This window comes from Pseudomonas sp. G.S.17, from assembly GCF_038096165.1.
GTDB lineage: Bacteria > Pseudomonadota > Gammaproteobacteria > Pseudomonadales > Pseudomonadaceae > Aquipseudomonas.
The window spans coordinates 5,133,436-5,155,955 of record NZ_CP151076.1 but is presented as its reverse complement, the minus strand read 5'-3'; the positions used below and the strand labels follow the sequence as shown (position 1 = coordinate 5,155,955).

Sequence of the window (22,520 nt, the reverse complement as noted above, 5' to 3'; positions counted from 1 at the left end):
ATACGCCGCAGCGGGGCGGAGGATTGAGTCGACATATTCTGTTGTTCTTATATGGGAAAGTGGTCAAGCAGTGGCTGGATCGTCTTATTTTTTGTCGGATGTGTCCAGTGTCCTCGCTCGCTTCATGGGCATAGGCTCTGCAAGCCAATCCCGCCTTTCTCATCCTTCAGGTGCCGCATGATTCCCAGAACCCTGTTCAGCTCAGAGCACGAACTTTTTCGCGACAGCGTGCGCAAGTTTCTTGAGCAGGAGGCCGTGCCTTTCCATGCTCAATGGGAGAAGCAGGGCTATATCGATCGCCAGCTCTGGAGCAAGGCGGGCGAGCAGGGGATGCTGTGCTCGCATCTGCCGGAAGAGTACGGCGGCATGGCGGCGGACTTTCTCTACAGTGCCGTGGTGATCGAAGAAATCGGACGCCTGGGTTTGACCGGCATCGGATTTTCCCTGCATTCGGACATCGTCGCGCCTTACATCCTGCATTACGGCAGCGAAGCGCTGAAGCTGAAATATCTGCCGAAACTGGTATCAGGTGAAATGGTCACGGCCATCGCCATGACTGAACCCGGCGCTGGCTCCGACCTGCAAGGCGTGAAAACCACCGCTGTGCTGGACGGCGATGAATACGTGATCAACGGCTCGAAAACCTTCATCACCAACGGTTATCTGGCGGACCTGGTGATCGTCGTCGCCAAGACCGACCCCAAGGCTGGCGCGAAAGGCACCAGTCTGTTTTTGGTTGAGGCGGACACGCCGGGTTTCGCCAAGGGTAAACGTCTTGAGAAAGTCGGAATGAAGGCTCAGGACACGTCGGAGTTGTTCTTTCAGGATGTTCGCGTGCCCAAGGAAAACCTGCTCGGTCAGGCCGGAATGGGCTTCGCCTATTTGATGCAGGAATTGCCGCAGGAGCGTTTGACCGTGGCGGTTGGCGCGTTGGCATCGGCTGAAGCTGCGCTGCAATGGACGCTGGAATACACCCGTGAGCGCAAGGCGTTCGGCAAGGCGATTGCTGATTTCCAGAACACCCGCTTCAAGCTGGCGGAAATCGCCACTGAGGTGCAGATCGGCCGGGTGTTTGTCGATCGCTGTCTGGAGCTGCATCTGGAGGGGAAACTGGATGTGCCAACTGCGGCGATGGCGAAATACTGGACCACCGACCTGCAATGCAAGGTGCTCGACGAATGCGTGCAGCTGCATGGCGGCTACGGTTTCATGTGGGAATACCCGATCGCCAGGGCGTGGGCGGATGCGAGGGTGCAGCGGATTTATGCGGGCACCAACGAAATCATGAAAGAGATTGTGGCGCGCAGTCTGTGATGGGGAGTGTGATGGTGGGAGCGAGCTTGCTCGCGAAGGCTTATTGCCGGACGCTGGATAATTCAGCGAATGGTTCTGCCTCTTCGCGAGCAAGCTCGCTCCCACAGTAATGTCCGAAAATGATTACGGCGCAGGATTCGGATGATCCTTATGGATCGCCTCGATCCCGGCCAGCACTTCTTCGGACAGCTCAAGCTCGAAACTGGCGATGTTGCTGTCCAGTTGCTCAAGCGTGGTGGCGCCGATGATGTTGCTGGTCACGAAAGGCTGGCGGGTAACAAATGCCAGCGCCATCTGTGTCGGCTCCAGGCCGTGCTCACGGGCCAAAGCCACGTAACGACTGCACGCTGCCTCGGATTGCGGGTTGAAATAGCGTGTGAAGCGGCTGTAGAGACTCAGACGACCTTTGGCCGGACGCGCGCCACCTTCGTACTTGCCTGAGAGTATGCCGAACGCCAGTGGCGAATAAGCCAGCAGGCCGCACTGTTCGCGAATCGCGACTTCCGCCAGGCCGACTTCGAAGCTGCGGTTGAGCAGGTTGTACGGGTTCTGGATCGACACCGCACGAGGCCAGCCGCGGCTGTCGGCCAGTTGCAGAAACTTCATGGTGCCCCACGGCGTTTCGTTGGACAGGCCGATGTGGCGAATCTTGCCAGCCTTGACCTGTTCGTCCAGCGCTTCGAGGGTTTCTTCCAGAGGGGTGAAGTCTTCATCGGAATGGGTGTAGCCCAGCTTGCCGAAGAAATTGGTGCTGCGTTCCGGCCAGTGCAGCTGGTACAGATCCAGGTAATCGGTCTGCAGGCGCGCCAGGCTGGCGTCGAGGGCGGCAACAATGTGTTCGCGGTTGTGCTTGAGATTGCCGCCGCGAATATGTTCGATGGCGTTGCCGGGGCCGGCGATCTTGCTGGCCAGGATCCAGTCGGCGCGGTCGCCCTGTTTCTTGAACCAGTTGCCGATGATGCGCTCGGTGCTGGCGTAGGTTTCCGGCTTTGGCGGGACGGGGTACATCTCGGCGGTATCGAGGAAATTGATCCCAGCCGTTTTGGCACGTTCGATCTGGGCAAAGGCTTCAGCTTCGCTGTTTTGCTCGCCCCAGGTCATGGTGCCAAGGCAGATTGCGCTGACGTTGAGATCGGTTCTGCCGAGTTGGCGATAATCCATTTGCGTCTCCTTTGGTGAGGGAAACATAAAAGCAGGTTGAAATTTTTTTCGCAATCGGCATAATTCCGCGGCTCTTTGCAGTGGAAGTGATGCGCCATTTGCCTGAGAAATCTTGCCGTAAACCGAACGTGTCGACCCGAGCCCTCGATAACGGCTGTTTTCGGCTGCCTTTGACCTTGTCAAAGTACGCACTATTCAGTAAGATCCGCCGTCTCAATTTATCAGGGCGGCCCCTGAGGCTAATTAATGAAAACTTATACTGCTAAACCGGAAACAGTTAAGCGCGACTGGTTCGTCGTCGACGCTGCTGGCCAGACCCTCGGTCGTCTGGCTACTGAAATCGCCAGCCGTCTGCGTGGCAAACACAAACCGGAATACACTCCGCACGTTGACACTGGCGACTACATCGTCGTTATCAACGCTGAGCAAATCCGCGTTACCGGTGCTAAAACCACCGACAAGATCTACTACTCACACTCCGGTTTTCCGGGCGGGATCAAGTCGATCAACTTTGAAAAGCTGATCGCCAAAGCTCCTGAGCGCGTGATCGAGACCGCGGTCAAGGGCATGCTGCCTAAGAACCCGCTGGGTCGCGACATGTATCGTAAGCTGAAAGTCTATGCGGGCACTGCACACCCTCATACTGCTCAGCAGCCCCAAGAACTGAAGTTTTAACGGAATAGTTGATTATGTCGGCGACTCAAAATTACGGCACTGGCCGTCGCAAGACCGCAACCGCACGCGTTTTCCTGCGTCCGGGTACTGGCAATATCTCCATCAACAACCGTTCGCTGGAAAATTTCTTCGGCCGTGAAACTGCCCGCATGGTAGTTCGTCAGCCGTTGGAATTGACTGAGACTGTCGAGAAGTTCGACATCTACGTCACCGTGATTGGCGGTGGTGTGAGTGGTCAAGCTGGCGCAATCCGCCACGGTATCACCCGCGCTCTGATGCAGTATGACGAAACCCTGCGTGGCGCTCTGCGCAAAGCTGGCTTCGTTACTCGCGATGCTCGCGAAGTTGAACGTAAGAAAGTCGGTCTGCGTAAAGCGCGTAAGCGTCCGCAGTACTCGAAGCGTTAATTCGCACTTCGTTCAAAAAGAACGCCCAGCCTCCTCACGGAGCTGGGCGTTTTTTTATGGTGCGCCAGGCATGGCGCGTAGCGCCGTGACTGGCGCTGTTTAGCTCACTGTGGTGGTGAGCCAAACGACTTGGAGGTGCAAGTCCTCTACACACCCGGCAAGGGGAAGTGTTAGCCAGAGGCAAGGGTGTCGCGGGTGACTGCGAATCTGAAGGAAGCCCGAGGCAAAATGCTGGCCTGACGAACAGGAAGCGGATGAGGCGGCACAGTGGGGTAAGACGGCCATAATCGTCAAAGCCCAATACTTGCACGGAACGCTGTGACGTATATCCGACGGGCATAAGCAGGAAGGTCGCGCGAATTACCCTGGGAGATCTGCATGCTTGCCACTGTGCTACCGAGCGCCGAGAGGCGACGGGATGAGTGTGCAGAAGTCAGCTGAAGCCGTAGTAATCGCCGTAACCGGGCCGATGAAGGGCCGAACAGGTTATGCCGCCAGTAGACGTCAGAGTCTCGTCGAATGTCCGAAAAGCAGAAATCTCTCGACAAGAGGGCTGTAACCCCAAGTTCTGGACAGAATCCAGGGCTTGCGGCTGGCAGTGCGCAGGCATCGGCGGCGTCTGTGACGTGGACGAACGCGGAGCCGGACACGCTGATGGAGCGGGTGCTTGCACCCGCCAACCTGCGGCGTGCGTATCAACGCGTGGTCAGCAACAAGGGCGCACCGGGTGCCGACGGCATGACGGTGGAGCAACTGGCGGACTACACGAATCAGTATTGGCCGATCCTCAAGGCTCGGTTGCTGGCCGGCGAGTATCACCCGCAAGGTGTGCGCGCCGTCGAAATCCCTAAACCCAAAGGTGGAACACGGCAGCTAGGCATCCCCTGTGTCGTGGACCGTCTGATCCAACAGGCTTTGCTACAGCAGCTCACGCCGATTTTCGATCCTCTGTTCTCGGATTACAGCTACGGTTTTCGTCCGGGTAGAAGCGCTCATCAAGCCATCGAAACAGCCCGTGCCCATGTGGCGGCGGGTCACCGCTGGTGCGTGGAGCTCGATCTGGAGAAGTTCTTTGATCGGGTCAATCACGATGTATTGATGGCCTACGTCGAGCGTCAAGTCGAAGACAAGCAAGTGCTCAGGCTGATCCGCCGCTACCTCGAGGCTGGAGTCATGTCGGGCGGGATCGTCAGCCGACGGCAGGAGGGGACGCCGCAAGGCGGCCCGCTCTCGCCGTTGCTGTCGAACATCCTGCTCAACGAACTTGACCGTGAGCTGGAGCGACGGGGTCATCGCTTCGTGCGGTATGCCGATGATGCGAACATTTATGTGCGTAGCCGTCGTGCTGGCGAACGGGTGTTGGCCGGGGTTGAGCGCTTCCTGAATCAGCGGCTGAAACTAGCGCTGAATCGGAAGAAGAGCCGTGTGGCGCGGCCCTGGGTCTGTGATTACTTGGGTTATGGGATGAGCTGGCATAAACAGCCGAGGCTGAAAGTGGCGTCGATGAGCCTAAATCGCTTGCGCGACCGGCTCAAAGAGCTGCTGCAAGGCGCACAGGGTTGCAAGATGGCTACGATCATCGAGCGAATCAACCCGGTGTTGCGCGGTTGGGCAGGCTATTTCAAGTTCAGCCAGAGCAGGAAACCACTTGAGGAACTGGACGGCTGGGTCCGACGCAGACTTCGATGCGTCCTATGGCGTCAATGGAAGTGGCCCTCAACGAGGGCGCGCAGCCTGATACGCCTGGGACTCAAAGAAGAGCGGGCTTGCAAATCAGCGTTCAATGGCCGTGGCCCATGGTGGAACTCGGGAGCGTCACATATGAATCAGGCGCTGCCGAAGAAACTGTGGGATCAGCTTGGGCTGGTCTCGATACTGGATACGATAAACCGGCTTAGTCGCATAACCTGAACCGCCGTATACGGAACCGTACGTACGGTGGTGTGAGAGGACGGCGGCTGTGAGGCCGCCTCCTACTCGATGGCGTCTATTATGTAGGTGGCTATTAGGTGTGACAACGTGACTCATCCGTGAAAGCCGCGAAATACAAGGGCTGCGGCTTTTTGTCTAAACGCAATTCCCTTGTGTAATGAAGGGTTTTTCATTACCATTCGGCAAAATTTATAACAGCTAAATTTTATTTAAGTAGACGCCTGATTTAACAGGCCACAAAGCTGATGGGAGAGGACGGAATGAGCAATGACGGCGTGAATGCAGGCCGGCGTCGCTTCCTCGTGGCGGCCACATCTGTGGTTGGCGCAGCAGGAGCGGTGGGGGCTGCGGTCCCGTTCGTGGGGTCATGGTTTCCCAGTGCCAAGGCGAAAGCCGCGGGTGCACCGGTCAAGGTGAATATCAGCAAGATCGAAGCAGGACAGCAGATGATTGCTGAATGGCGCGGTCAACCTGTTTTCATCGTCCGTCGCACCCAGGAAATTCTTGGAAATCTTGGCAAAATTACAGGCCAGTTGTCCGACCCCGAATCCAAGAATTCGGTCCAACCCACTTACGTCGATCCTGTTGTGCGATCAATCAAGCCGGAAATCCTGCTGCTGATCGGTATCTGCACGCACCTTGGATGCTCTCCGACTTTCCGCCCTGAAGTTGCTCCTGCCGACCTGGGCAAGGATTGGGTCGGTGGTTATTTCTGTCCTTGCCACGGTTCGCACTATGACCTGGCAGGCCGCGTCTACAAATCGCAACCCGCACCTTTGAATCTGCCAGTGCCGCCGCATGCCTATGAGTCGGACAATATTATTGTCATTGGCGTTGATCAGGAGAAAGCGTGATGAGCAAGTTCATGGATTGGGTAGATGCCCGCTTCCCCGCCACAAAAATGTGGGAAGACCATCTCAGCAAATATTACGCTCCAAAAAACTTCAACTTCTTCTACTTCTTCGGTTCCCTGGCGCTGCTGGTCCTGGTCAATCAGATCGTGACCGGCGTATGGCTGACCATGAGCTACACGCCGTCGGCTGAAGAGGCGTTTGCTTCCGTCGAATACATCATGCGCGACGTCGAGTACGGCTCGATCTTGCGCCTGCTGCACTCGACCGGCGCCTCGGCGTTCTTCATCGTGGTTTATCTGCACATGTTCCGTGGCTTGCTCTACGGTTCCTATCAGAAGCCACGCGAGCTGGTGTGGATCTTCGGCATGTTGATCTACCTCGCGCTGATGGCTGAAGCGTTCATGGGCTATTTGCTGCCGTGGGGCCAGATGTCCTACTGGGGCGCCCAGGTGATCATTTCGCTGTTCGGCGCCATTCCGGTGATCGGCAATGACCTGACGCAGTGGATTCGCGGCGACTACCTGATTTCCGGTATCACCCTTAACCGCTTCTTCGCCCTGCATGTGGTCGCCTTGCCGATTGTGGTGTTGGGCCTGGTGGTTCTGCACATCCTGGCGCTGCACGAGGTGGGCTCGAACAACCCGGACGGGGTCGATATCAAGAAGCACAAGGATGAAAACGGCGTGCCGCTCGATGGCATTCCTTTCCACCCTTACTACACCGTCAAGGATATTGTCGGCGTGGTGGTATTCCTCTTTGTCTTCTGCTCGATTGTGTTCTTCTTCCCCGAAATGGGTGGGTACTTCCTTGAAAAGCCTAACTTCGAGGTGGCGAACGCGTTCAAGACGCCTGAGCACATTGCCCCGGTCTGGTACTTCACGCCGTTCTACGCAATCTTGCGGGCCATTCCTGACAAGCTCCTGGGTGTAATCGCCATGGGTGCGGCGATTGCGGTGCTGTTCGTGCTGCCCTGGCTTGACCGCAGCCCCGTCAAGTCGATGCGCTACAAAGGCTGGCTGAGCAAGATCTGGTTGCTGGTGTTCTGTGTGTCCTTCGTGATCCTGGGTGTATTGGGCGTTCTGGCGCCGACCCCGGCTCGTACGTTGCTGTCGCAGGTGTGTACCTTCCTGTACTTCGCCTACTTCATTCTGATGCCGTTTTATACCCGGCTCGAGAAGACCAAACCGGTTCCAGAAAGGGTGACTGGCTGATGAAAAAGCTATTTGCTGTATTGATTCTTGCTGCTCTGCCAGTGCTTTCGTTTGCTGCCGAACACGGCCCGGAACTGGAAAGCGTCGATATCGACGTGTCTGATAAAGCAGCCATGCAGGACGGTGCGCGAACCTTCGCCAACTATTGCATGGGCTGCCACAGTGCCAAGTTCCAGCGCTATGAGCGCGTTGCGGATGATCTGGGCATTCCTCATGACCTGATGCTGGATAAGCTGGTGCTCACTGGCGCCAAGATCGGCGATCACATGAACATCGGCATGCAGTCCGCCGATGCCAAGGCCTGGTTCGGTGCGGCACCGCCGGACCTGACGCTGGTTGCGCGGGTTCGTGGCACAGACTGGCTCTACGGCTATCTGCGTTCGTTCTATGAAGATCCGGCGCGTCCCTGGGGCGTGAACAACAAGGTCTTCCCGAACGTCGGCATGCCAAACGTGCTGGTCGGTCTGCAGGGTCGTCAGGTTGTCGGCTGCAAGCAAGTGCAGGTCGTGGAAGATGGCAAGAAGCAATACGATCCGCTGACCGGTTCGCCGCTGACTCACGAAGCCTGTGATCAGCTGACCATCTTGCCGAAAACCGGCAGTCTGAACGAAGAGCAGTTTGACGAGAAGGTCAAGAATCTTGTGACCTTCCTGGCTTATTCGGCAAACCCGGTGAAGCTGCAGCATCAGCGGATCGGCACCTACGTGCTGCTCTATCTGGCGTTTTTCTTCGTATTCGCCTACCTGCTCAAACGCGAGTACTGGAAAGATATTCATCACTGATAATTGCCACACCGACAGTCGACGAAACGCGCCCTCGGGCGTCTCTTTCAGGTAGTGAACGCGGGGCGGGTATAGTAGCGGCGGCAAAGATTGCAGAATTTACATTGCGTAAATGAGCTATCTTGTCGCCCGCGACGACCACCAGCTTCAAAAGCGGTCGTTATCGGAGGCGCCTCAGGGCGCGTTCGTTTTTTTTGTATTCGATAAATTCAACAAGCGAGGAGGACCGCCATGGGCGTGACCAACCGGTTGGCCTGTTACTCCGACCCCGCCGACCACTATTCCCATCGCGTGCGCATAGTGCTCGCCGAGAAAGGTGTCAGCGCCGAGATCATTGATGTTGTTGCGGGTCGTCATCCGCCGAAGTTGATCGAGGTGAATCCGTACGGCAGCGTGCCAACCCTGGTTGATCGTGACCTGGCGTTGTACGAGTCGACGGTGGTAATGGAATACCTGGATGAGCGTTATCCGCATCCGCCCCTGTTGCCGGTTTACCCGGTGGCGCGTGCCAACAGTCGGTTGCTGATCCATCGGATCCAGCGTGACTGGTGCGCACTGGTGGATCTGATTCTGGATCCACGCAGCAAAGAAACGGCTCGCGTTCAGGCGCGTAAAGAGCTGCGCGAGAGCCTGACCGGGGTTTCGCCGTTGTTCGCGGAAAAAGCTTTTTTCCTGAGTGACGAGCAAAGTCTGGTTGATTGCTGTCTATTGCCCATACTCTGGCGTTTACCCGTCCTGGGTATCGAGTTGCCGCGGCCTGCCAAGCCGTTGCTTGATTATATGGAGCGCCAGTTTGCGCGTGAGGCATTTCAGGCGAGTCTGTCTGGTGTTGAGCGTGACATGCGCTAAGGCTTAAGGAGCCGTTGATGAACTCCAGTCGCCCTTATCTGATTCGTGCTCTTTATGAGTGGATCGTCGATAACGATTGCACCCCGCATATGCTGGTCAATGCGGAATACCCATCGGTTCAGGTCCCTCAGGGCTTTGCCAACGATGGGCAGATTGTCCTGAACGTTTCACCGTCTGCCGTGCGTCATTTGCACATGGATAACGAAGCGGTCAGCTTTGAGGGTCGCTTCGGCGGCGTGCCGCACACCCTGTACGTCCCTGTGGCGGCGATTCTGGGCATTTACGCTCGGGAGAACGGCCAAGGTATGGTTTTCGATCTGGAGCCTCCCTTCGAGGATGATGAAGAGATCGAGCAGGATGATGACAGTCCGCCACCGGAAACCGAGCCGCCGCGCCCCAGCGGTCGGCCGAGCCTGAAAGTGGTGAAATAAAAAAGGCGATCCCTCGGGATCGCCTTTTTCATGGAGGCCGCCTTCCCGGACAAGTCCGGTCCTACCGGCTCTTTGCAAACCGGTAGGAGGGGACTTGTCCCCGAATGGTCAATTGGCCTCGGCTAAAAATACGGCAAATATCAGTCAATGTATTCAAACAGCTTGACGATCTTCTGCACCCCGGACACGCCCTGAACCAGATTGGTCGCCTGGGTCGCTTCCGCCTGGGTTACCAGACCGAGCAGGTAGACGATACCGTTCTCGGTGATGACCTTGATGCGTGTGGCAGGAATGGCGCTGTCAGTCAGCATCTGGCTTTTGATCTTGGTGGTCAGCCAGGCATCGTTGTTGCGCGCCAGCAATGAGGAGGGGCCCATTACCTGGATTTCGTTGTTGACCTTCTTGACCTTCTGCACAGCGGCAGCGGCCTGCTCGGCCATCTGCTTGAGGTCGGCGCGTGGCGTCTGGCCAGCCAGCAGCACGATGCCATTGAAGCTGGACACGACGATGTGCGAATTCTGGTCCAGATCAGGACTGGCCTTGGCGACGTTGACCGCGACTTTGGTTTCAATCAACGAGTCATCGATCTTGCTGCCGAAGGTGCGAGTGCCACGATCATCTTCGATAGGCTTTTCGCGGCTGGCGTTGATTACCGAGCTGCATCCGCTGAGGCCAAGGCACAGGGTCAGAGCCAGCAGGCTGAGGCGATTAAGGGTCATTCTTCACTCCCGAACAGTTGGCTGTCGATCAGATCGCATAAGCAATGGATCGCCAGCAGGTGGACTTCCTGAATTCGCGCGGTGACTTTTGCCGGTACGCGGATTTCCACGTCTTCCGGCAAGAGCAGCGAGGCCATGCCGCCGCCATCGCGTCCCGTCAATGCTACGACAATCATTTCGCGATCATGTGCGGCCTGGATGGCTTGAATTATGTTCGCCGAATTGCCGCTGGTGGAAATCGCCAGCAATACATCGCCCGGCTGGCCGAGTGCGCGGATCTGTTTGGAGAAGATCTCGTTGTAGCTGTAATCATTGGCAATCGAGGTGATGGTCGAGGTATCGGTGGTCAATGCAATCGCCGGAAGGCTCGGGCGCTCGCGCTCGAATCGATTGAGCAGTTCGGACGAGAAGTGCTGAGCGTCACCCGCCGAGCCGCCATTGCCACATGAAAGCATTTTGCCTTCGTTGAGCAAGGCATTGACCATCACCTGACTGGCTTGCTCGATGTAGGGTGCAAGGACTTCCATCGCCTGTTGCTTGGTATCGATGCTGGCCTGAAAAAGCTGGCGAATTCGGGATTGCATGTCCATCTGGGTGACCTTAATTAGAGCGTATGGCGGCTGGTCGGGCGCTGACCAGAATATTCTGGAGGCTTCCCGGCACACATCTGTGCAGCCCGCAAATCGAAGAGCGAAATCGGTATTGGGTGTGCGGTACGTGATTCAGAGTCGGCATTGCAGGCATTGCAACTCAGCTGTCGAAAGCGCTTTTAAGCCAGTTCAGAGGAGCGCCGGAGCCCGGTTCGCCTTCGATGGCCACTACGTCAAAGCGGCAGGGCGAATCCGCCCAGCGCGTTTGGTGTTGCAAAAACAGCTGTGCCGCCAGAATGACTTTTTGCTGCTTGCGAAAATCCACACTGTGCAACGCTCCGCCCCAGCCGGAATGGCGCCGGTAGCGAACTTCGACGAATACTACTGTATCTCCGTCGAGCATGACCAGATCGAGCTCGCCTCGTTTACATAACCAATTTTGTGCAATCAGCTGCATTCCCTGCTGCTGTAAATACAGCAGGGCGCTGGCCTCAGCCTCGCGCCCTGCTTGCTTGCCGGTGCCGCCTTGCATCAGGGGGCAGTGTCCGGCAGGCGCTGGATTTTGCCATCAACGAATTCGGCCCAAGGCAATTGACGTTCGATACGACGACCCGGGTTCATGCTCAGGCTGCCGGAGAGGCCGTCGATACGGCTTTCTGGCAGGGTCTTGAGTTGGCTCAGGCGTGGCGCCAGACGATAAGCGTCGACACCCATGGCGTAGAGACGGCCCAGGCTGCCGGCAGCCTGCGGCCATTGGGCGATCACTTGCTGGCGCAGCGGGTCATTGGCGTTGAGCAACCAAGGGGTTTCACAGAAACGCACGCCGTTGAGGTCCATGTACTGCGCCTGATCGTTGCTGTTGGTGAACAGGTGCGAAGTGGCATAGACCGGAACGTCGCCAGCGTACTGGAAAACCATGGTTGGCTTGATCTGCTGGGCCTGCTGCGGTGTGGCGGCGAGGAACATGAAATCAATGTCCTGGCGGCGCGACGGTTGCGCAGCGACATCGGTACCTACGGTGCTTTGCAGGCGTTTGGCGCGACCTTCGCTATTGCGCAGCTGGAACAGTTCGGCGACTTGCTGGGCAAGCGCAACCGGCTGATCAACGTGTTCGGCAGCAATCAATGTACCGCCCTTGGCCTGCCAGCTCTGACGGAAAGCTTCCAGTACACGGTCGCCCCATTCGCCTTTGGGTACCATGGCAACAGCGCTGCGCTTGCCGTCAGCCCAGGCACGACGTGCCACTTCACGGGCTTCGTCTTCTGCGGAAAGGCCGAACTGGAACAGTTGCGGCGGGCCTTCAGCACCGGCGTCGCTGTAATTCAGCGCCAGGGTGGTGATTGGCAATTGCTCGCGGCCGTTGAGTTGCTTGACCAGTGGTTTTTCCAGCGGGCCGACCACCAGTTGCACGCCAGCGGCTTTGGCCTGGCGGTAGAACTCGTCCATGGAGGTCAGGCGCGAGCTGTCGAAGACTTGAATCGAAGGCGGGTTCTGACCGGCTTGCTGCGCCTGGTAGTGCGCGGCCATGAAGCCTTCGCGCAGCGCCTTGGCAACTGCCGCCAACGGGCCTTCCTGGGGCAGCAGCAGGGCGATTTTGGTCAGCGGTTCGCTGGTCAATGCGCGCAGTTGCGCCAGTGTGGCGGGCAACTGCACGGCGGCCGGGTGCTTTGGATTCTGTGCTTTCCAGTTGTCGATGGCAGCCTGTTGCTGCTCCAGCGTGCCGGCACCTTTGACGGCGCGCGCCAGGCTCAGCCAGCCACCGACGTCATCGTTGGCAGTGCTTTGCAGTTGCTCAGGCGGCAGCGCGGCAACCAATGCCCAGATGGCATCGTTGTTGGCGCTCAGCTCGGCGCCTTGCAGCAGCGGGCCGACGAAGACACGTTCGCTGATCGCGGCCATGGTCTGGCCGTCAGCTTCCAGTGCTCGCGCCCGAACCGTGTGGGTGCGTACTTGCTGCTCGACAGACAACTCGCCGAGGCGTTGCAGGCTTGGGTGGTTCAGTGCGGTAAGTGCAGCCTTGGGCTGATTACGGCCCATCGCCAGTTCGGCGGCCAATGTGCTGGCATAAACCTGTTGGCCCGGCTTGAGCAGTTCCAGCTTTACCTGCGCGAGAATCTGCGCGGCGCGACCTGGATCATTCTGCCGGCTGGCCAGATCCGCCGCGCTGAGTCTCAGCAAGGCAGCCTGGTCCGGAGTTTTCGCCTGTGCAGCCTGGTCGAGCAATTGCTCGATACTGGCATCAGGGGTACGTGGAAGTTCGCCAAGGCTGGACGAAGGCGAGCTGGCACAAGCCGCCAACAGGGCAGCGAGGCAGAGGGCAGAGAACAGCCGCAGGCAAGCGATCATGTGTATGTTCCTGATACTCGAGCAAATTAGCGGGGAATTGTACCCAAGCGCTGGCAAGGGTGCGACGTCGATGGCGTTAAAGCGGTGATATAGATTGCCGAACGGGCTTTTTAACAGCCAAAGCGGCGGATGTGCGGGTGTTTAAATAGCGAATCGCGATGCATCTCATTAATTTTCCATCCTTTTTCAGGTTCTTCCTTGAGCACGCTACCCATGCAGTGGAGTCGTAGTCTGTACAATGCGGACTCTTCACCCATCAAGGGTAACCAAATGAGGTCTGCGCTTTGACTGCTGACGTTGCTTCGAATTCCGCTGCGGGCTCGCTTTATGTAGTGGCCACGCCTATCGGCAATCTGGATGACATGAGCGTGCGGGCTTTGAAGGTGTTGCGCGACGTCGCCCTGATCGCTGCCGAAGATACGCGTCATTCATTGCGACTGATGCAGCACTTCGGCATTCCGACGCCGCTGGCTGCCTGCCACGAGCATAACGAACGCGATGAAGGCAGTCGCTTCATCGCACGCTTGCTGGCCGGCGATGACGTCGCGCTGATTTCCGATGCCGGTACGCCGCTGATCTCCGATCCGGGATATCACCTGGTTCGTCAGGCGCGAGCGGCTGGCATCAAGGTGGTTCCGGTACCTGGCGCTTGTGCATTGATTGCCGCGCTGTCAGCGGCCGGTTTGCCGTCGGATCGTTTTATCTTCGAGGGATTCCTGCCCGCCAAGGCCGTAGGGCGCAGGGCGCGTCTGGAATTGCTCAAGGAAGAACCGCGCACGCTGATCTTCTATGAAGCGCCGCACCGGATTCTTGAGTGCCTGCAGGATCTTGAGCTGGTATTCGGGCCGGAGCGTCCGGCATTGCTGGCCCGTGAGCTGACGAAAACATTTGAAACCCTCAAAGGCCTGCCCTTGTCGCAATTGAGAGCATTTGTGGAAGGCGACAGCAATCAGCAGCGCGGCGAGTGCGTGGTATTGGTCGCCGGTTGGAGCGAGCCTGAAGGTGAGGACGTGATTGGTACTGAGGCGCGGCGAATTCTGGATCTGTTGCTACAGGAAATGCCCCTCAAGCGGGCGGCCGCACTGGCGGCGGAAATTACCGGGGTACGCAAAAACCTGCTCTATCAGGTGGCGCTGGACAAGCAAAAAGGCGAGTAGGGCGCGTCGCTTTGCCCTGAATGTGCGCTAAGTGATTGAGCTCAGGACTTTTTAAAGCTTGTTCTCAGGCACTCGTGCCGCTAACCTTGGCGGCGGAGAGTCGATTGGACAGTCGCTGCCTCTTATTGTTCGCAATTAAGGGGGGGAGGAAAGTCCGGGCTCCATAGGGCGGAGTGCCAGGTAACACCTGGGAGGCGCGAGCCTACGGAAAGTGCCACAGAAAATAACCGCCTAAGCACTTCGGTGCCGGTAAGGGTGAAAAGGTGCGGTAAGAGCGCACCGCGCGTCTGGCAACAGTTCGTGGCAAGGTAAACCCCACTCGGAGCAAGACCAAATAGGGTTCCTAGGCGTGGCCCGCGCTGGAACCGGGTAGGTTGCTAAAGACGTCCGGTGACGGCCGTCGTAGAGGAATGACTGTCCTCGACAGAACCCGGCTTACAGATCGACTCTCCACCTTTTCCCCCCTTGTGCGTTTCAACCGCACAACACCCCTCGTAATACCGAAAAAATCTTAAACTTAATAAAACACATTAACTTCTGCGCGTAGCTCCCTGAGCTGTGTCGGAAATATCTGAAAGAACCCTCGCAAAATTACCGCTTCTCATCCGAAACCACTCCTAAATCTCAGTAATGTAAGGGTTTTCCTTAGGACCGTGCCTTGACGGTGTGGTGGGCGCGTTCCTATAGTGTGCACAAGTGGCAGAAAGTGGCGTGAAGTGGGTTTTTTCAGCGCAAAAAGTTAGTATTTGGAGAATGCGCCTGTGTTTCGTGGTGCCAATGCGATCAATCTCGATGCAAAAGGCCGTCTCGCTATGCCGAGTCGGTACCGTGACGAGTTGGATTCGCGTAGCGCCGGGCAATTGATCGTAACCATTGACGCTGTTGACCCTTGCTTATGTCTTTACCCGCTTTCTGAATGGGAACTGATTGAAGCCAAGTTGCGAGATCTCGCGACGTTTCGCGAGGAAAACCGGCGTCTTCAAAGGCTTTTGATCGGTAACGCTGTCGATCTGGAACTTGATGGCAGTGGGCGTTTTCTGGTGCCACCGCGTCTTCGCGATTATGCCAAGTTGGATAAGCGCGTGATGTTAGTTGGCCAGCTCAATAAGTTTCAATTGTGGGACGAGGACGCCTGGAACGCTCTTGCTGATGCGGATCTGGCGGCCATTCAAAAACCTGGCGCGATGCCTGATGAATTACGTGACTTGATCCTGTGACTATGACTAGCAGCTTTACCCACATCACCGTACTGCTCGAAGAAGCCGTCGAGGCTCTCGCGGTGCGCGCCGATGGCTGCTATCTGGACGGAACCTTCGGGCGTGGCGGACATAGCCGCCTCATATTGCAGAAGCTGGGGCCTGATGGCCGATTGCTAGGGTTCGACAAAGATCCCCAGGCAATTGCCACCGGGCAATCGCTAGCGGCCGAAGACGGCCGCTTTGTTATTGTGCAGCGCAGCTTTGCCGAACTGGGTTCCGAAGCTCAAAGCCGCGGGATTGAGGGCAAAGTCAGCGGCGTCCTGCTCGACCTGGGCGTGTCTTCGCCGCAGCTGGACGATCCTGAACGCGGCTTCAGTTTCATGAACGACGGTCCGCTGGACATGCGCATGGACCCGACTCGCGGCGTCAGTGCTGCCGAGTTCATCGCCACCGCGCCGGTCGAAGAAATCGCCCGTGTCTTCAAGGAATATGGCGAAGAGCGTTTTTCCAAGCGCATGGCGGCTGCGGTCGTCGCGCGTCGTGAAGTGCAGCCTTTCGAGCGCACCGCCGATCTGGCTGAAGTGCTCAAGGTCGCCAATCCGGCCTGGGAGAAGGGCAAGAATCCTGCGACGCGCGCCTTTCAGGGTTTGCGCATCCATGTAAACAACGAACTGGGCGATCTTGAAGCAGGCCTCGAAGCCGCGCTGGACGTACTCGAAATCGGCGGCCGTCTGGTGGTGATCAGCTTTCACTCCCTGGAAGACCGCATCGTCAAGCTGTTCATGCGCAAGCTCGCCAAGGGCGAAGCTGACAACATGCCCCGTGACCTGCCGATCCAGTTCAAGGCGTTCGATCCGAAAATCAAGATTCACGGCAAGGCGCAGTTCGCCTCCGATGTCGAGACCAAGGCCAATCCGCGCTCGCGCAGCGCCGTCATGCGCGTAGCGGAGAAGCTCAAGTGAGCCGGCTGTTCCTCAAGCCTCTCCCAGGCGGCAGTTTCATCATGCTGCTGCTGTTTATCGCCGTCCTGGTTTCGGCGATTGGCGTGTCGTACAGCGCCCACTGGAATCGCCAGTTGCTCAATTCCCTCTATTCCGAACTCAGCGTGCGCGACAAGGCGCAGGCTGAATGGGGTCGTCTGATCCTTGAACAAAGCACCTGGACCGCCCATAGCCGTATCGAAACCCTGGCGACAGAGCAACTGAAAATGCGCATCCCGAGTGCCGCCGAAGTTCGAATGGTGGCGCCATGATGAAGCTGGAGGGGGCTCTGTATCCGTGGCGTTTCCGCGTGGTGGTGGGTCTGCTCGTTATTCTGGTGCTCGCCATTTGCTGGCGCATCGTCGACCTGCAAGTCGTGGATCACACGTTCCTCAAGGAACAGGGCGATGCACGCAGCGTTCGTCATATCCCGATTCCTGCGCACCGCGGCCTGATTACCGACCGTAACGGCGAGCCTTTGGCCGTCAGTACGCCGGTTACCACGCTGTGGGCCAACCCCAAGGAAATGCAGCTGGACAAGGCCAAGTGGCCAGCTCTGGCCGCCGCGCTGGGCCAGGACGCCAAGGCACTGACCGAACGTCTTGATTCTCAGGCTTCCAAGGAATTCATTTATCTGGTTCGTGGCCTGACCCCGGAGCAGGGCCAGTCGGTTCTGGACCTTAAAGTCCCCGGCGTATACGGCATCGAAGAGTTCCGCCGGTTTTATCCGGCTGGCGACGTGACCGCGCACATGGTTGGCTTCACCGATCTCGACGACCACGGTCGCGAAGGTGTCGAGCTAGCCTATGACGACTGGCTCGCCGGCGTGCCCGGCAAGCGGCAAGTCATCAAGGATCGGCGCGGACGACTGATCAAGGATGTCCAGGTCACCAAAAACGCCAAGGCCGGAAAAACCTTGGCTTTGTCTATTGATCTGCGCCTGCAATATCTGGCGACCCGCGAGCTGCGCAACGCCATCGTCGAGAACGAAGCGAAGGCCGGCAGCATGGTGATCATGGACGTCAAGACCGGCGAAGTGCTGGCTATGGTCAACTCGCCGACCTACAACCCGAACAACCGCCGCACCATGGTGCCTGCCGCCATGCGTAACCGGGCGATCATCGATGTGTTCGAGCCGGGCTCGACCATGAAGCCGATCTCCATGACCGCCGCGCTCGACAGCGGCCGCTGGAAACCAACCGACAAGGTCGAGGTTTATCCCGGCACACTGCAGATCGGCAAATACACCATTCGTGACGTGACCAAGACCGAAGGCCCGATCCTCGACCTGACCGGCATCCTGATCAACTCCAGTAACGTCGGCATGAGTAAAGTGGCGTTCGACGTGGGCGGCGAAGCGATCTTCCGCGCCATGCAGCGCGTTGGTTTCGGCCAATACACCGGCCTGGGTTTCCCCGGCGAGCGCGTCGGCAACCTGCCTAACTATCGCGAATGGCGCAAAGCCGAGACCGCGACCTTGTCCTACGGCTACGGCTTGTCGGTGACTGCATTGCAGCTGGTTCACGCCTACGCCGCATTGGCCAACAATGGCCGCATCGTGCCGCTGACCATTCTAAAAAGCGACGCGGCGCCGACTTCGGTTCAGGCGATCCCCGAAGCAACGGCAAAAACCGTGCAAGGCATGTTGCAACAAGTGATCGAGGACGCGCGTGGCGTGTATCGCGCTCGTGTGCCGTCCTACCACGTTGCAGGCAAGAGCGGTACAGCACGTAAGACGTCGGTGGGCACCAAGGGTTACGCCGAAAACTCCTACCGTTCGCTGTTCGCCGGTTTCGGACCGATGAGCAATCCGCGCTACGCCATCGTTGTGGTCATCGACGAGCCGAGCAAGGGCGGTTATTACGGCGGTCTGGTTTCCGCGCCGGTATTCAGCAAAGTGATGTCCGGCACCTTGCGCCTGATGAACGTCACGCCCGATAACCTCGTTGCCACGCCGCCAGAACAAGTCAATGCAGCACCCGTCGTAAAAGGAGGGCGTGGTTGATGTCTTCCAGCCTGAACAAGATTTTCGCCCACGCCGACCACGATCTGATGATTCGCGAGTTGACCCTCGACAGCCGCAATGTGCGCGGCGGCGACCTGTTTCTCGCCGTGCCGGGTGGCAAGTTCGACGGTCGCGATCACATTGCCGACGCCTTGAAGCGCGGCGCAGCGGCGGTCGCCTATGAAGTTGAAGGCGCTACGGTTCTGCCGATCACCGACGTGCCGCTGATTCCGGTCAAAGGCCTCGCGGCGCAGCTGTCGGATATCGCCGGACGTTTTTATGGCGATCCGAGCCGCAGCCTGAATCTGGTGGGTGTCACCGGCACCAATGGCAAGACCAGCGTTACCCAGCTGGTGGCCCAGGCGCTGGACCTGCTCGGTCAGCATTGCGGCATCGTCGGCACGCTAGGCACTGGTTTCTATGGCGCGCTGCAAAGTGGCCGCCATACCACGCCAGACCCGATTTCCGTGCAGGCGACGCTGACTGACCTGAAAAAAGCCGGTGCGCGCGCGGTGGCCATGGAAGTGTCTTCCCACGGTCTGGATCAGGGTCGTGCCACAGCGCTGGCCTTTGATGTCGCCGTGCTGACCAACCTGTCCCGCGATCATCTGGATTATCACGGCACCATGCAGGCCTATGGCGATGCCAAGGCCAAGCTGTTTGCCTGGGCCGACCTGCGTTGCCGGGTACTGAACCTGGACGACGATTTCGGGCGCAAGCTGGCGGCGGACAAACATGAATCACGCCTGATCACCTACAGCCTCGAAGACTCCGGCGCCTACCTGTTCTGCCGGGAAGCGCGTTTCGACGACGACGGCGTGCGCGCCACACTGGTGACGCCGCAAGGCGAGCATCTGTTGCGCAGCAGCCTGTTGGGCCGTTTCAATCTGAGCAACGTGCTGGCTGCGGTCGGCGCATTGCTGGGTCTGGATTACGCGCTGGACGAAATTCTCAAAGTGTTGCCGCAGCTTGAAGGGCCGATTGGCCGCATGCAGCGTTTGGGTGGCGGCGCCAAGCCGTTGGTGGTGGTCGATTACGCCCATACGCCGGACGCGCTGGAAAAAGTTCTGACTGCATTGCGCCCGCACGCCAAAGGCCGGGTGCTGTGCCTGTTCGGTTGTGGCGGTGATCGTGATCGCGGCAAGCGTCCGTTGATGGCCGAAGTGGTCGAGCGTCTGGCCGACAGCGTGCTGGTCACCGATGACAACCCACGCAGCGAAGCGCCAGAGCAGATCTTCACTGACATCCGCGCGGGCTTCACCGACGCCGACAGCGTGCGCTTCGTTGAAGGTCGCGGCCCGGCGATCAGTGAAATTATCGCCAGCGCCAATGCCGACGATGTGATTGTGCTGGCGGGCAAAGGTCACGAGGACTATCAGGAAATCCACGGCCAGCGCCTGGCGTTCTCCGATCTGGAAGAAGCCGAAAAAGCACTGGCTGTCTGGGAGGTCGCGCATGCTTAAGCCGCTTTCATTTAACGAAGCGATTGCCGCCCTCGACGCCCGTCAGGTTGGCGGCGATTGCACGTTCGACGGCGTCAGCATCGACAGCCGAGCGATTGTGCCGGGTCAGCTGTTCGTGGCTTTGACTGGTCCGCGCTTTGACGGTCACGATTATCTGGACCAAGTCGCTGCCAAGGGTGCCGTTGGCGCCTTGGTCGAGCGCGAAGTTGCCGGTTCGGCCTTGCCGCAACTGGTCGTGCTGGATACCCGCAAGGCACTGGCGCAACTGGGTGCCATGAACCGCAACGCGTTTGTCGACAAGCCAGTGGCTGCGATTACCGGTTCCAGCGGCAAGACCACCGTCAAAGAGATGCTCGCCAGCATCCTGCGCACCCGTGGGCCGGTTCTGGCGACGCGTGGCAATCTGAATAACGAACTGGGCGTGCCGCTGACCCTGCTCGAACTGGCCCCGCAATACGCGGCGGCCGTCATCGAGCTGGGCGCATCGCGTCTGGGCGAAATCGCTTTCACCGTCAGCCTGACCAAGCCGCATGTCGCGCTGATCACCAACGCAGGAACCGCCCATGTCGGTGAGTTCGGCGGGCCGGACAAGATTGTCGAGGCCAAGGGCGAGATTCTCGAAGGGCTCGATAACTTCGGCATTGCGGTGCTGAATAAAGAAGACAAAGCATTCCAGATATGGAGCGCCCGTGCCGGCAAGCGTCAGGTGATCAGCTTTGCTGTCGCTGACGCAACGGCCGACTTCCATGCTCGGGACCTCAAGCTGGACGCTCGCGGCTGCCCGGGTTTCACCCTGCAAAGCCCGTTGGGCTCGGCGCGGGTGCAGCTCAATCTGCTTGGCGTGCACAACGTTGGTAACGCTCTGGCCGCCGCCGCTGCGGCGCATGCCCTGGGCGTCACTCTGGACGGGATCGTCATCGGTCTCAATACCGTGCAGCCAGTCAAAGGTCGGACCGTTGCGCAAATTGCTCCAAATGGCGTGCGGGTCATTGATGACACCTACAACGCCAACCCGACGTCGGTGAACGCCGCCGTAGACATCCTCACCGGTTTTACCGGCCGTACCGTGCTGGTGCTAGGCGACATCGGTGAGCTGGGCGATTGGGCCGAACAAGGTCATCGCGATGTCGGCGCTTACGCTGCAGGCAAAGTGTCAGCACTTTATGCCGTTGGTCCGTTGATGGTTCACGCCGTCAACGCGTTCGGCGAGCATGCGCGCCATTTTGCCAATCAGACCGACCTGATCGCTGCGCTGGGCGCCGAGCAGGACACTCAAACCACTATCTTGATCAAAGGCTCGCGTAGCGCGGCGATGGAAAACGTCGTTGCCGCGCTGTGCGGTTCTAGCCTGGAGAAACATTAATGCTGCTGCTGCTGGCCGAGTATCTGCAACAGTTCCACAAAGGCTTCGCGGTCTTTCAATACCTGACCCTGCGCGGGATCCTCGGCGTGCTCACTGCATTGTCGCTTTCCCTGTGCCTCGGCCCCTGGATGATCCGTACCTTGCAGATGCGGCAGATCGGCCAGTCCGTGCGCAATGACGGCCCGCAGTCGCACCTGTCCAAATCCGGCACGCCGACCATGGGTGGCGCGCTGATTCTGTCGTCCATCGCCATCAGTACGCTGCTCTGGGCCGACTTGGCCAATCGGTATGTCTGGGTGGTGTTGATCGTTACGCTGTTGTTCGGCGGCATTGGCTGGATCGACGATTACCGCAAAGTCATCGAGAAGAACTCCAAAGGCTTGCCGAGCCGCTGGAAGTATTTCTGGCAGTCGGTGTTCGGCCTGTGCGCGGCGATCTTTCTTTATATGACCGCGCCGTCGGCAGTGGAAACCACGCTGATCATCCCGATGTTCAAGGACGCGAGTATCGCGCTGGGCATCGGCTTCGTGGTCCTGACCTATTTCGTCATCGTCGGCTCCAGCAACGCGGTCAACCTGACCGATGGCCTGGATGGTCTGGCGATTCTGCCGACCGTGCTGGTTGGCGGCGCGCTGGGCATCTTCTGCTACCTGTCCGGTAACGTGAAATTCGCTGAATACCTGCTGATCCCGTACGTACCGGGCGCCGGTGAGCTGATCGTGTTCTGCGGCGCACTGATTGGCGCCGGGCTTGGCTTCCTCTGGTTCAACACCTATCCGGCCCAGGTGTTCATGGGCGACGTCGGCGCGCTGGCGCTGGGTGCGGCATTGGGCACCATCGCGGTCATCGTCCGTCAGGAAATCGTGCTGTTCATCATGGGCGGTGTGTTCGTGATGGAAACGCTTTCAGTCGTCATTCAGGTTGCGTCCTTTAAGTTGACCGGTCGTCGCGTGTTCCGCATGGCGCCGATCCACCACCACTTTGAACTCAAGGGCTGGCCCGAGCCGCGCGTGATCGTCCGTTTCTGGATCATCACCGTGATTCTCGTGTTGGTCGGCCTTGCCACACTGAAACTGAGGTAG

Annotated in this window: 21 protein-coding genes, 1 other RNA gene and 1 pseudogene; 18 read left to right on the top strand and 5 right to left on the bottom strand. The window is 58.4% G+C overall.

Going from position 1 to position 22,520, the window contains the following annotated elements; genetic code table 11:
* Nucleotides 1–177: 177 nt before the first annotated feature.
* A complete protein-coding gene (locus AABC73_RS23885; protein WP_341521230.1) occupies nt 178–1,314 on the top strand; it encodes an acyl-CoA dehydrogenase family protein in 1,137 nt (378 codons plus the stop codon).
* 123 nt (nt 1,315–1,437) lie between these two features.
* Here the strand turns inward: AABC73_RS23885 and AABC73_RS23880 are convergent, their stop codons facing one another.
* Nucleotides 1,438–2,475, bottom strand: a complete 1,038-nt coding sequence (locus AABC73_RS23880) for an NADP(H)-dependent aldo-keto reductase (RefSeq protein ID WP_341521229.1) — start codon at nt 2,473–2,475, stop codon at nt 1,438–1,440.
* 246 nt (nt 2,476–2,721) lie between these two features.
* On the opposite strand from AABC73_RS23880, the gene rplM reads away from it, so the two are divergent.
* The 8 genes and pseudogenes from rplM to AABC73_RS23840 all read left to right on the top strand — a co-directional run bounded on the left by rplM (nt 2,722) and on the right by AABC73_RS23840 (nt 9,616).
* A complete protein-coding gene (gene rplM, locus AABC73_RS23875) occupies nt 2,722–3,150 on the top strand; it encodes a 50S ribosomal protein L13 (protein WP_020292945.1) in 429 nt (142 codons plus the stop codon).
* Nucleotides 3,151–3,164: 14 nt separating this feature from the next.
* Nucleotides 3,165–3,557: a 30S ribosomal protein S9 gene (rpsI, locus tag AABC73_RS23870; protein ID WP_020292946.1), complete on the top strand. Its 393-nt coding sequence runs from the start codon at nt 3,165–3,167 to the stop codon at nt 3,555–3,557.
* A 488-nt stretch (nt 3,558–4,045) separates the two neighbouring features.
* Nucleotides 4,046–5,468: pseudogene (gene ltrA / locus AABC73_RS23865) on the top strand (group II intron reverse transcriptase/maturase).
* A gap of 281 nt (nt 5,469–5,749) precedes the next feature.
* The gene (petA, locus tag AABC73_RS23860; RefSeq protein ID WP_341521228.1) at nt 5,750–6,343 is read left to right on the top strand and encodes a ubiquinol-cytochrome c reductase iron-sulfur subunit; all 594 of its coding nucleotides are present in this window, start codon (nt 5,750–5,752) and stop codon (nt 6,341–6,343) included.
* Nucleotides 6,343–7,554: a cytochrome bc complex cytochrome b subunit gene (locus AABC73_RS23855; protein WP_341521227.1), complete on the top strand. Its 1,212-nt coding sequence runs from the start codon at nt 6,343–6,345 to the stop codon at nt 7,552–7,554. The genes petA and AABC73_RS23855 overlap by 1 nt, the downstream gene beginning before the upstream one ends.
* The gene (locus AABC73_RS23850) at nt 7,554–8,336 is read left to right on the top strand and encodes a cytochrome c1 (protein WP_341521226.1); all 783 of its coding nucleotides are present in this window, start codon (nt 7,554–7,556) and stop codon (nt 8,334–8,336) included. The genes AABC73_RS23855 and AABC73_RS23850 overlap by 1 nt, the downstream gene beginning before the upstream one ends.
* A gap of 231 nt (nt 8,337–8,567) precedes the next feature.
* Nucleotides 8,568–9,185 (top strand): glutathione S-transferase N-terminal domain-containing protein, encoded by a 618-nt coding sequence (locus AABC73_RS23845; RefSeq protein WP_331149998.1) that lies wholly within the window; start codon nt 8,568–8,570, stop codon nt 9,183–9,185.
* Between the two features lie 17 nt (nt 9,186–9,202).
* Nucleotides 9,203–9,616 (top strand): ClpXP protease specificity-enhancing factor, encoded by a 414-nt coding sequence (locus AABC73_RS23840; RefSeq protein WP_331149993.1) that lies wholly within the window; start codon nt 9,203–9,205, stop codon nt 9,614–9,616.
* A gap of 140 nt (nt 9,617–9,756) precedes the next feature.
* Here the strand turns inward: AABC73_RS23840 and AABC73_RS23835 are convergent, their stop codons facing one another.
* From AABC73_RS23835 to AABC73_RS23820, 4 genes are all read right to left on the bottom strand, one after another.
* The gene (locus tag AABC73_RS23835; RefSeq protein ID WP_341521225.1) at nt 9,757–10,335 is read right to left on the bottom strand and encodes a BON domain-containing protein; all 579 of its coding nucleotides are present in this window, start codon (nt 10,333–10,335) and stop codon (nt 9,757–9,759) included.
* The gene (locus tag AABC73_RS23830; RefSeq protein ID WP_020292953.1) at nt 10,332–10,925 is read right to left on the bottom strand and encodes a phosphoheptose isomerase; all 594 of its coding nucleotides are present in this window, start codon (nt 10,923–10,925) and stop codon (nt 10,332–10,334) included. Before AABC73_RS23830 ends, AABC73_RS23835 begins: the two co-directional genes overlap by 4 nt.
* Before the next feature lie 160 nt (nt 10,926–11,085).
* Nucleotides 11,086–11,457 carry a YraN family protein gene (locus AABC73_RS23825; protein ID WP_341521224.1) on the bottom strand — a complete coding sequence of 124 codons (372 nt, stop codon included), beginning with the start codon at nt 11,455–11,457 and terminating at the stop codon, nt 11,086–11,088.
* Entirely contained in the window at nt 11,457–13,271 is a 1,815-nt protein-coding gene (locus AABC73_RS23820) for a penicillin-binding protein activator (RefSeq protein ID WP_341521223.1), read from the bottom strand. The genes AABC73_RS23825 and AABC73_RS23820 overlap by 1 nt, the downstream gene beginning before the upstream one ends.
* Nucleotides 13,272–13,555: 284 nt before the next feature.
* On the opposite strand from AABC73_RS23820, the gene rsmI reads away from it, so the two are divergent.
* The 9 genes from rsmI (at nt 13,556) to mraY (ending at nt 22,520) form a co-directional block, all read left to right on the top strand.
* A complete protein-coding gene (gene rsmI, locus AABC73_RS23815) occupies nt 13,556–14,428 on the top strand; it encodes a 16S rRNA (cytidine(1402)-2'-O)-methyltransferase (RefSeq protein ID WP_020292956.1) in 873 nt (290 codons plus the stop codon).
* A gap of 96 nt (nt 14,429–14,524) precedes the next feature.
* An RNA gene (gene rnpB / locus AABC73_RS23810) (RNase P RNA component class A) lies at nt 14,525–14,882 on the top strand.
* Nucleotides 14,883–15,189: 307 nt separating this feature from the next.
* A complete protein-coding gene (mraZ, locus tag AABC73_RS23805) occupies nt 15,190–15,645 on the top strand; it encodes a division/cell wall cluster transcriptional repressor MraZ (RefSeq protein WP_020292957.1) in 456 nt (151 codons plus the stop codon).
* Between the two features lie 2 nt (nt 15,646–15,647).
* Nucleotides 15,648–16,589: a 16S rRNA (cytosine(1402)-N(4))-methyltransferase RsmH gene (rsmH, locus tag AABC73_RS23800; RefSeq protein WP_331149139.1), complete on the top strand. Its 942-nt coding sequence runs from the start codon at nt 15,648–15,650 to the stop codon at nt 16,587–16,589.
* A complete protein-coding gene (ftsL, locus tag AABC73_RS23795) occupies nt 16,586–16,879 on the top strand; it encodes a cell division protein FtsL (RefSeq protein ID WP_065832923.1) in 294 nt (97 codons plus the stop codon). Before rsmH ends, ftsL begins: the two co-directional genes overlap by 4 nt.
* Nucleotides 16,879–18,612: a penicillin-binding protein 2 gene (locus AABC73_RS23790; RefSeq protein WP_341524319.1), complete on the top strand. Its 1,734-nt coding sequence runs from the start codon at nt 16,879–16,881 to the stop codon at nt 18,610–18,612. Before ftsL ends, AABC73_RS23790 begins: the two co-directional genes overlap by 1 nt.
* Nucleotides 18,612–20,075, top strand: a complete 1,464-nt coding sequence (locus AABC73_RS23785) for a UDP-N-acetylmuramoyl-L-alanyl-D-glutamate--2,6-diaminopimelate ligase (RefSeq protein ID WP_341521222.1) — start codon at nt 18,612–18,614, stop codon at nt 20,073–20,075. Before AABC73_RS23790 ends, AABC73_RS23785 begins: the two co-directional genes overlap by 1 nt.
* The gene (gene murF / locus AABC73_RS23780) at nt 20,068–21,438 is read left to right on the top strand and encodes a UDP-N-acetylmuramoyl-tripeptide--D-alanyl-D-alanine ligase (protein WP_341521221.1); all 1,371 of its coding nucleotides are present in this window, start codon (nt 20,068–20,070) and stop codon (nt 21,436–21,438) included. Before AABC73_RS23785 ends, murF begins: the two co-directional genes overlap by 8 nt.
* On the top strand, nt 21,438–22,520 hold the full coding sequence (gene mraY / locus AABC73_RS23775; RefSeq protein WP_065832927.1) for a phospho-N-acetylmuramoyl-pentapeptide-transferase: 1,083 nt from the start codon (nt 21,438–21,440) through the stop codon (nt 22,518–22,520). The genes murF and mraY overlap by 1 nt, the downstream gene beginning before the upstream one ends.

Excerpts from the sequence above, each read along its gene's own strand:
- AABC73_RS23845 (WP_331149998.1), top strand. The coding sequence starts at position 8,568 with ATGGGCGTGACCAACCGGTTGGCCTGTTACTCCGACCCCGCCGACCAC.
- murF (WP_341521221.1), top strand. The coding sequence starts at position 20,068 with ATGCTTAAGCCGCTTTCATTTAACGAAGCGATTGCCGCCCTCGACGCC.
- AABC73_RS23830 (WP_020292953.1), bottom strand. The coding sequence starts at position 10,925 with ATGGACATGCAATCCCGAATTCGCCAGCTTTTTCAGGCCAGCATCGAT.
- AABC73_RS23835 (WP_341521225.1), bottom strand. The coding sequence starts at position 10,335 with ATGACCCTTAATCGCCTCAGCCTGCTGGCTCTGACCCTGTGCCTTGGC.
- AABC73_RS23885 (WP_341521230.1), top strand. The coding sequence starts at position 178 with ATGATTCCCAGAACCCTGTTCAGCTCAGAGCACGAACTTTTTCGCGAC.
- AABC73_RS23880 (WP_341521229.1), bottom strand. The coding sequence starts at position 2,475 with ATGGATTATCGCCAACTCGGCAGAACCGATCTCAACGTCAGCGCAATC.
- AABC73_RS23840 (WP_331149993.1), top strand. The coding sequence starts at position 9,203 with ATGAACTCCAGTCGCCCTTATCTGATTCGTGCTCTTTATGAGTGGATC.
- AABC73_RS23790 (WP_341524319.1), top strand. The coding sequence starts at position 16,879 with ATGAAGCTGGAGGGGGCTCTGTATCCGTGGCGTTTCCGCGTGGTGGTG.
- rplM (WP_020292945.1), top strand. The coding sequence starts at position 2,722 with ATGAAAACTTATACTGCTAAACCGGAAACAGTTAAGCGCGACTGGTTC.
- AABC73_RS23785 (WP_341521222.1), top strand. The coding sequence starts at position 18,612 with ATGTCTTCCAGCCTGAACAAGATTTTCGCCCACGCCGACCACGATCTG.
- AABC73_RS23825 (WP_341521224.1), bottom strand. The coding sequence starts at position 11,457 with ATGCAAGGCGGCACCGGCAAGCAAGCAGGGCGCGAGGCTGAGGCCAGC.
- rsmH (WP_331149139.1), top strand. The coding sequence starts at position 15,648 with ATGACTAGCAGCTTTACCCACATCACCGTACTGCTCGAAGAAGCCGTC.
- petA (WP_341521228.1), top strand. The coding sequence starts at position 5,750 with ATGAGCAATGACGGCGTGAATGCAGGCCGGCGTCGCTTCCTCGTGGCG.
- AABC73_RS23855 (WP_341521227.1), top strand. The coding sequence starts at position 6,343 with ATGAGCAAGTTCATGGATTGGGTAGATGCCCGCTTCCCCGCCACAAAA.
- AABC73_RS23820 (WP_341521223.1), bottom strand. The coding sequence starts at position 13,271 with ATGATCGCTTGCCTGCGGCTGTTCTCTGCCCTCTGCCTCGCTGCCCTG.
- mraY (WP_065832927.1), top strand. The coding sequence starts at position 21,438 with ATGCTGCTGCTGCTGGCCGAGTATCTGCAACAGTTCCACAAAGGCTTC.
- AABC73_RS23850 (WP_341521226.1), top strand. The coding sequence starts at position 7,554 with ATGAAAAAGCTATTTGCTGTATTGATTCTTGCTGCTCTGCCAGTGCTT.
- rpsI (WP_020292946.1), top strand. The coding sequence starts at position 3,165 with ATGTCGGCGACTCAAAATTACGGCACTGGCCGTCGCAAGACCGCAACC.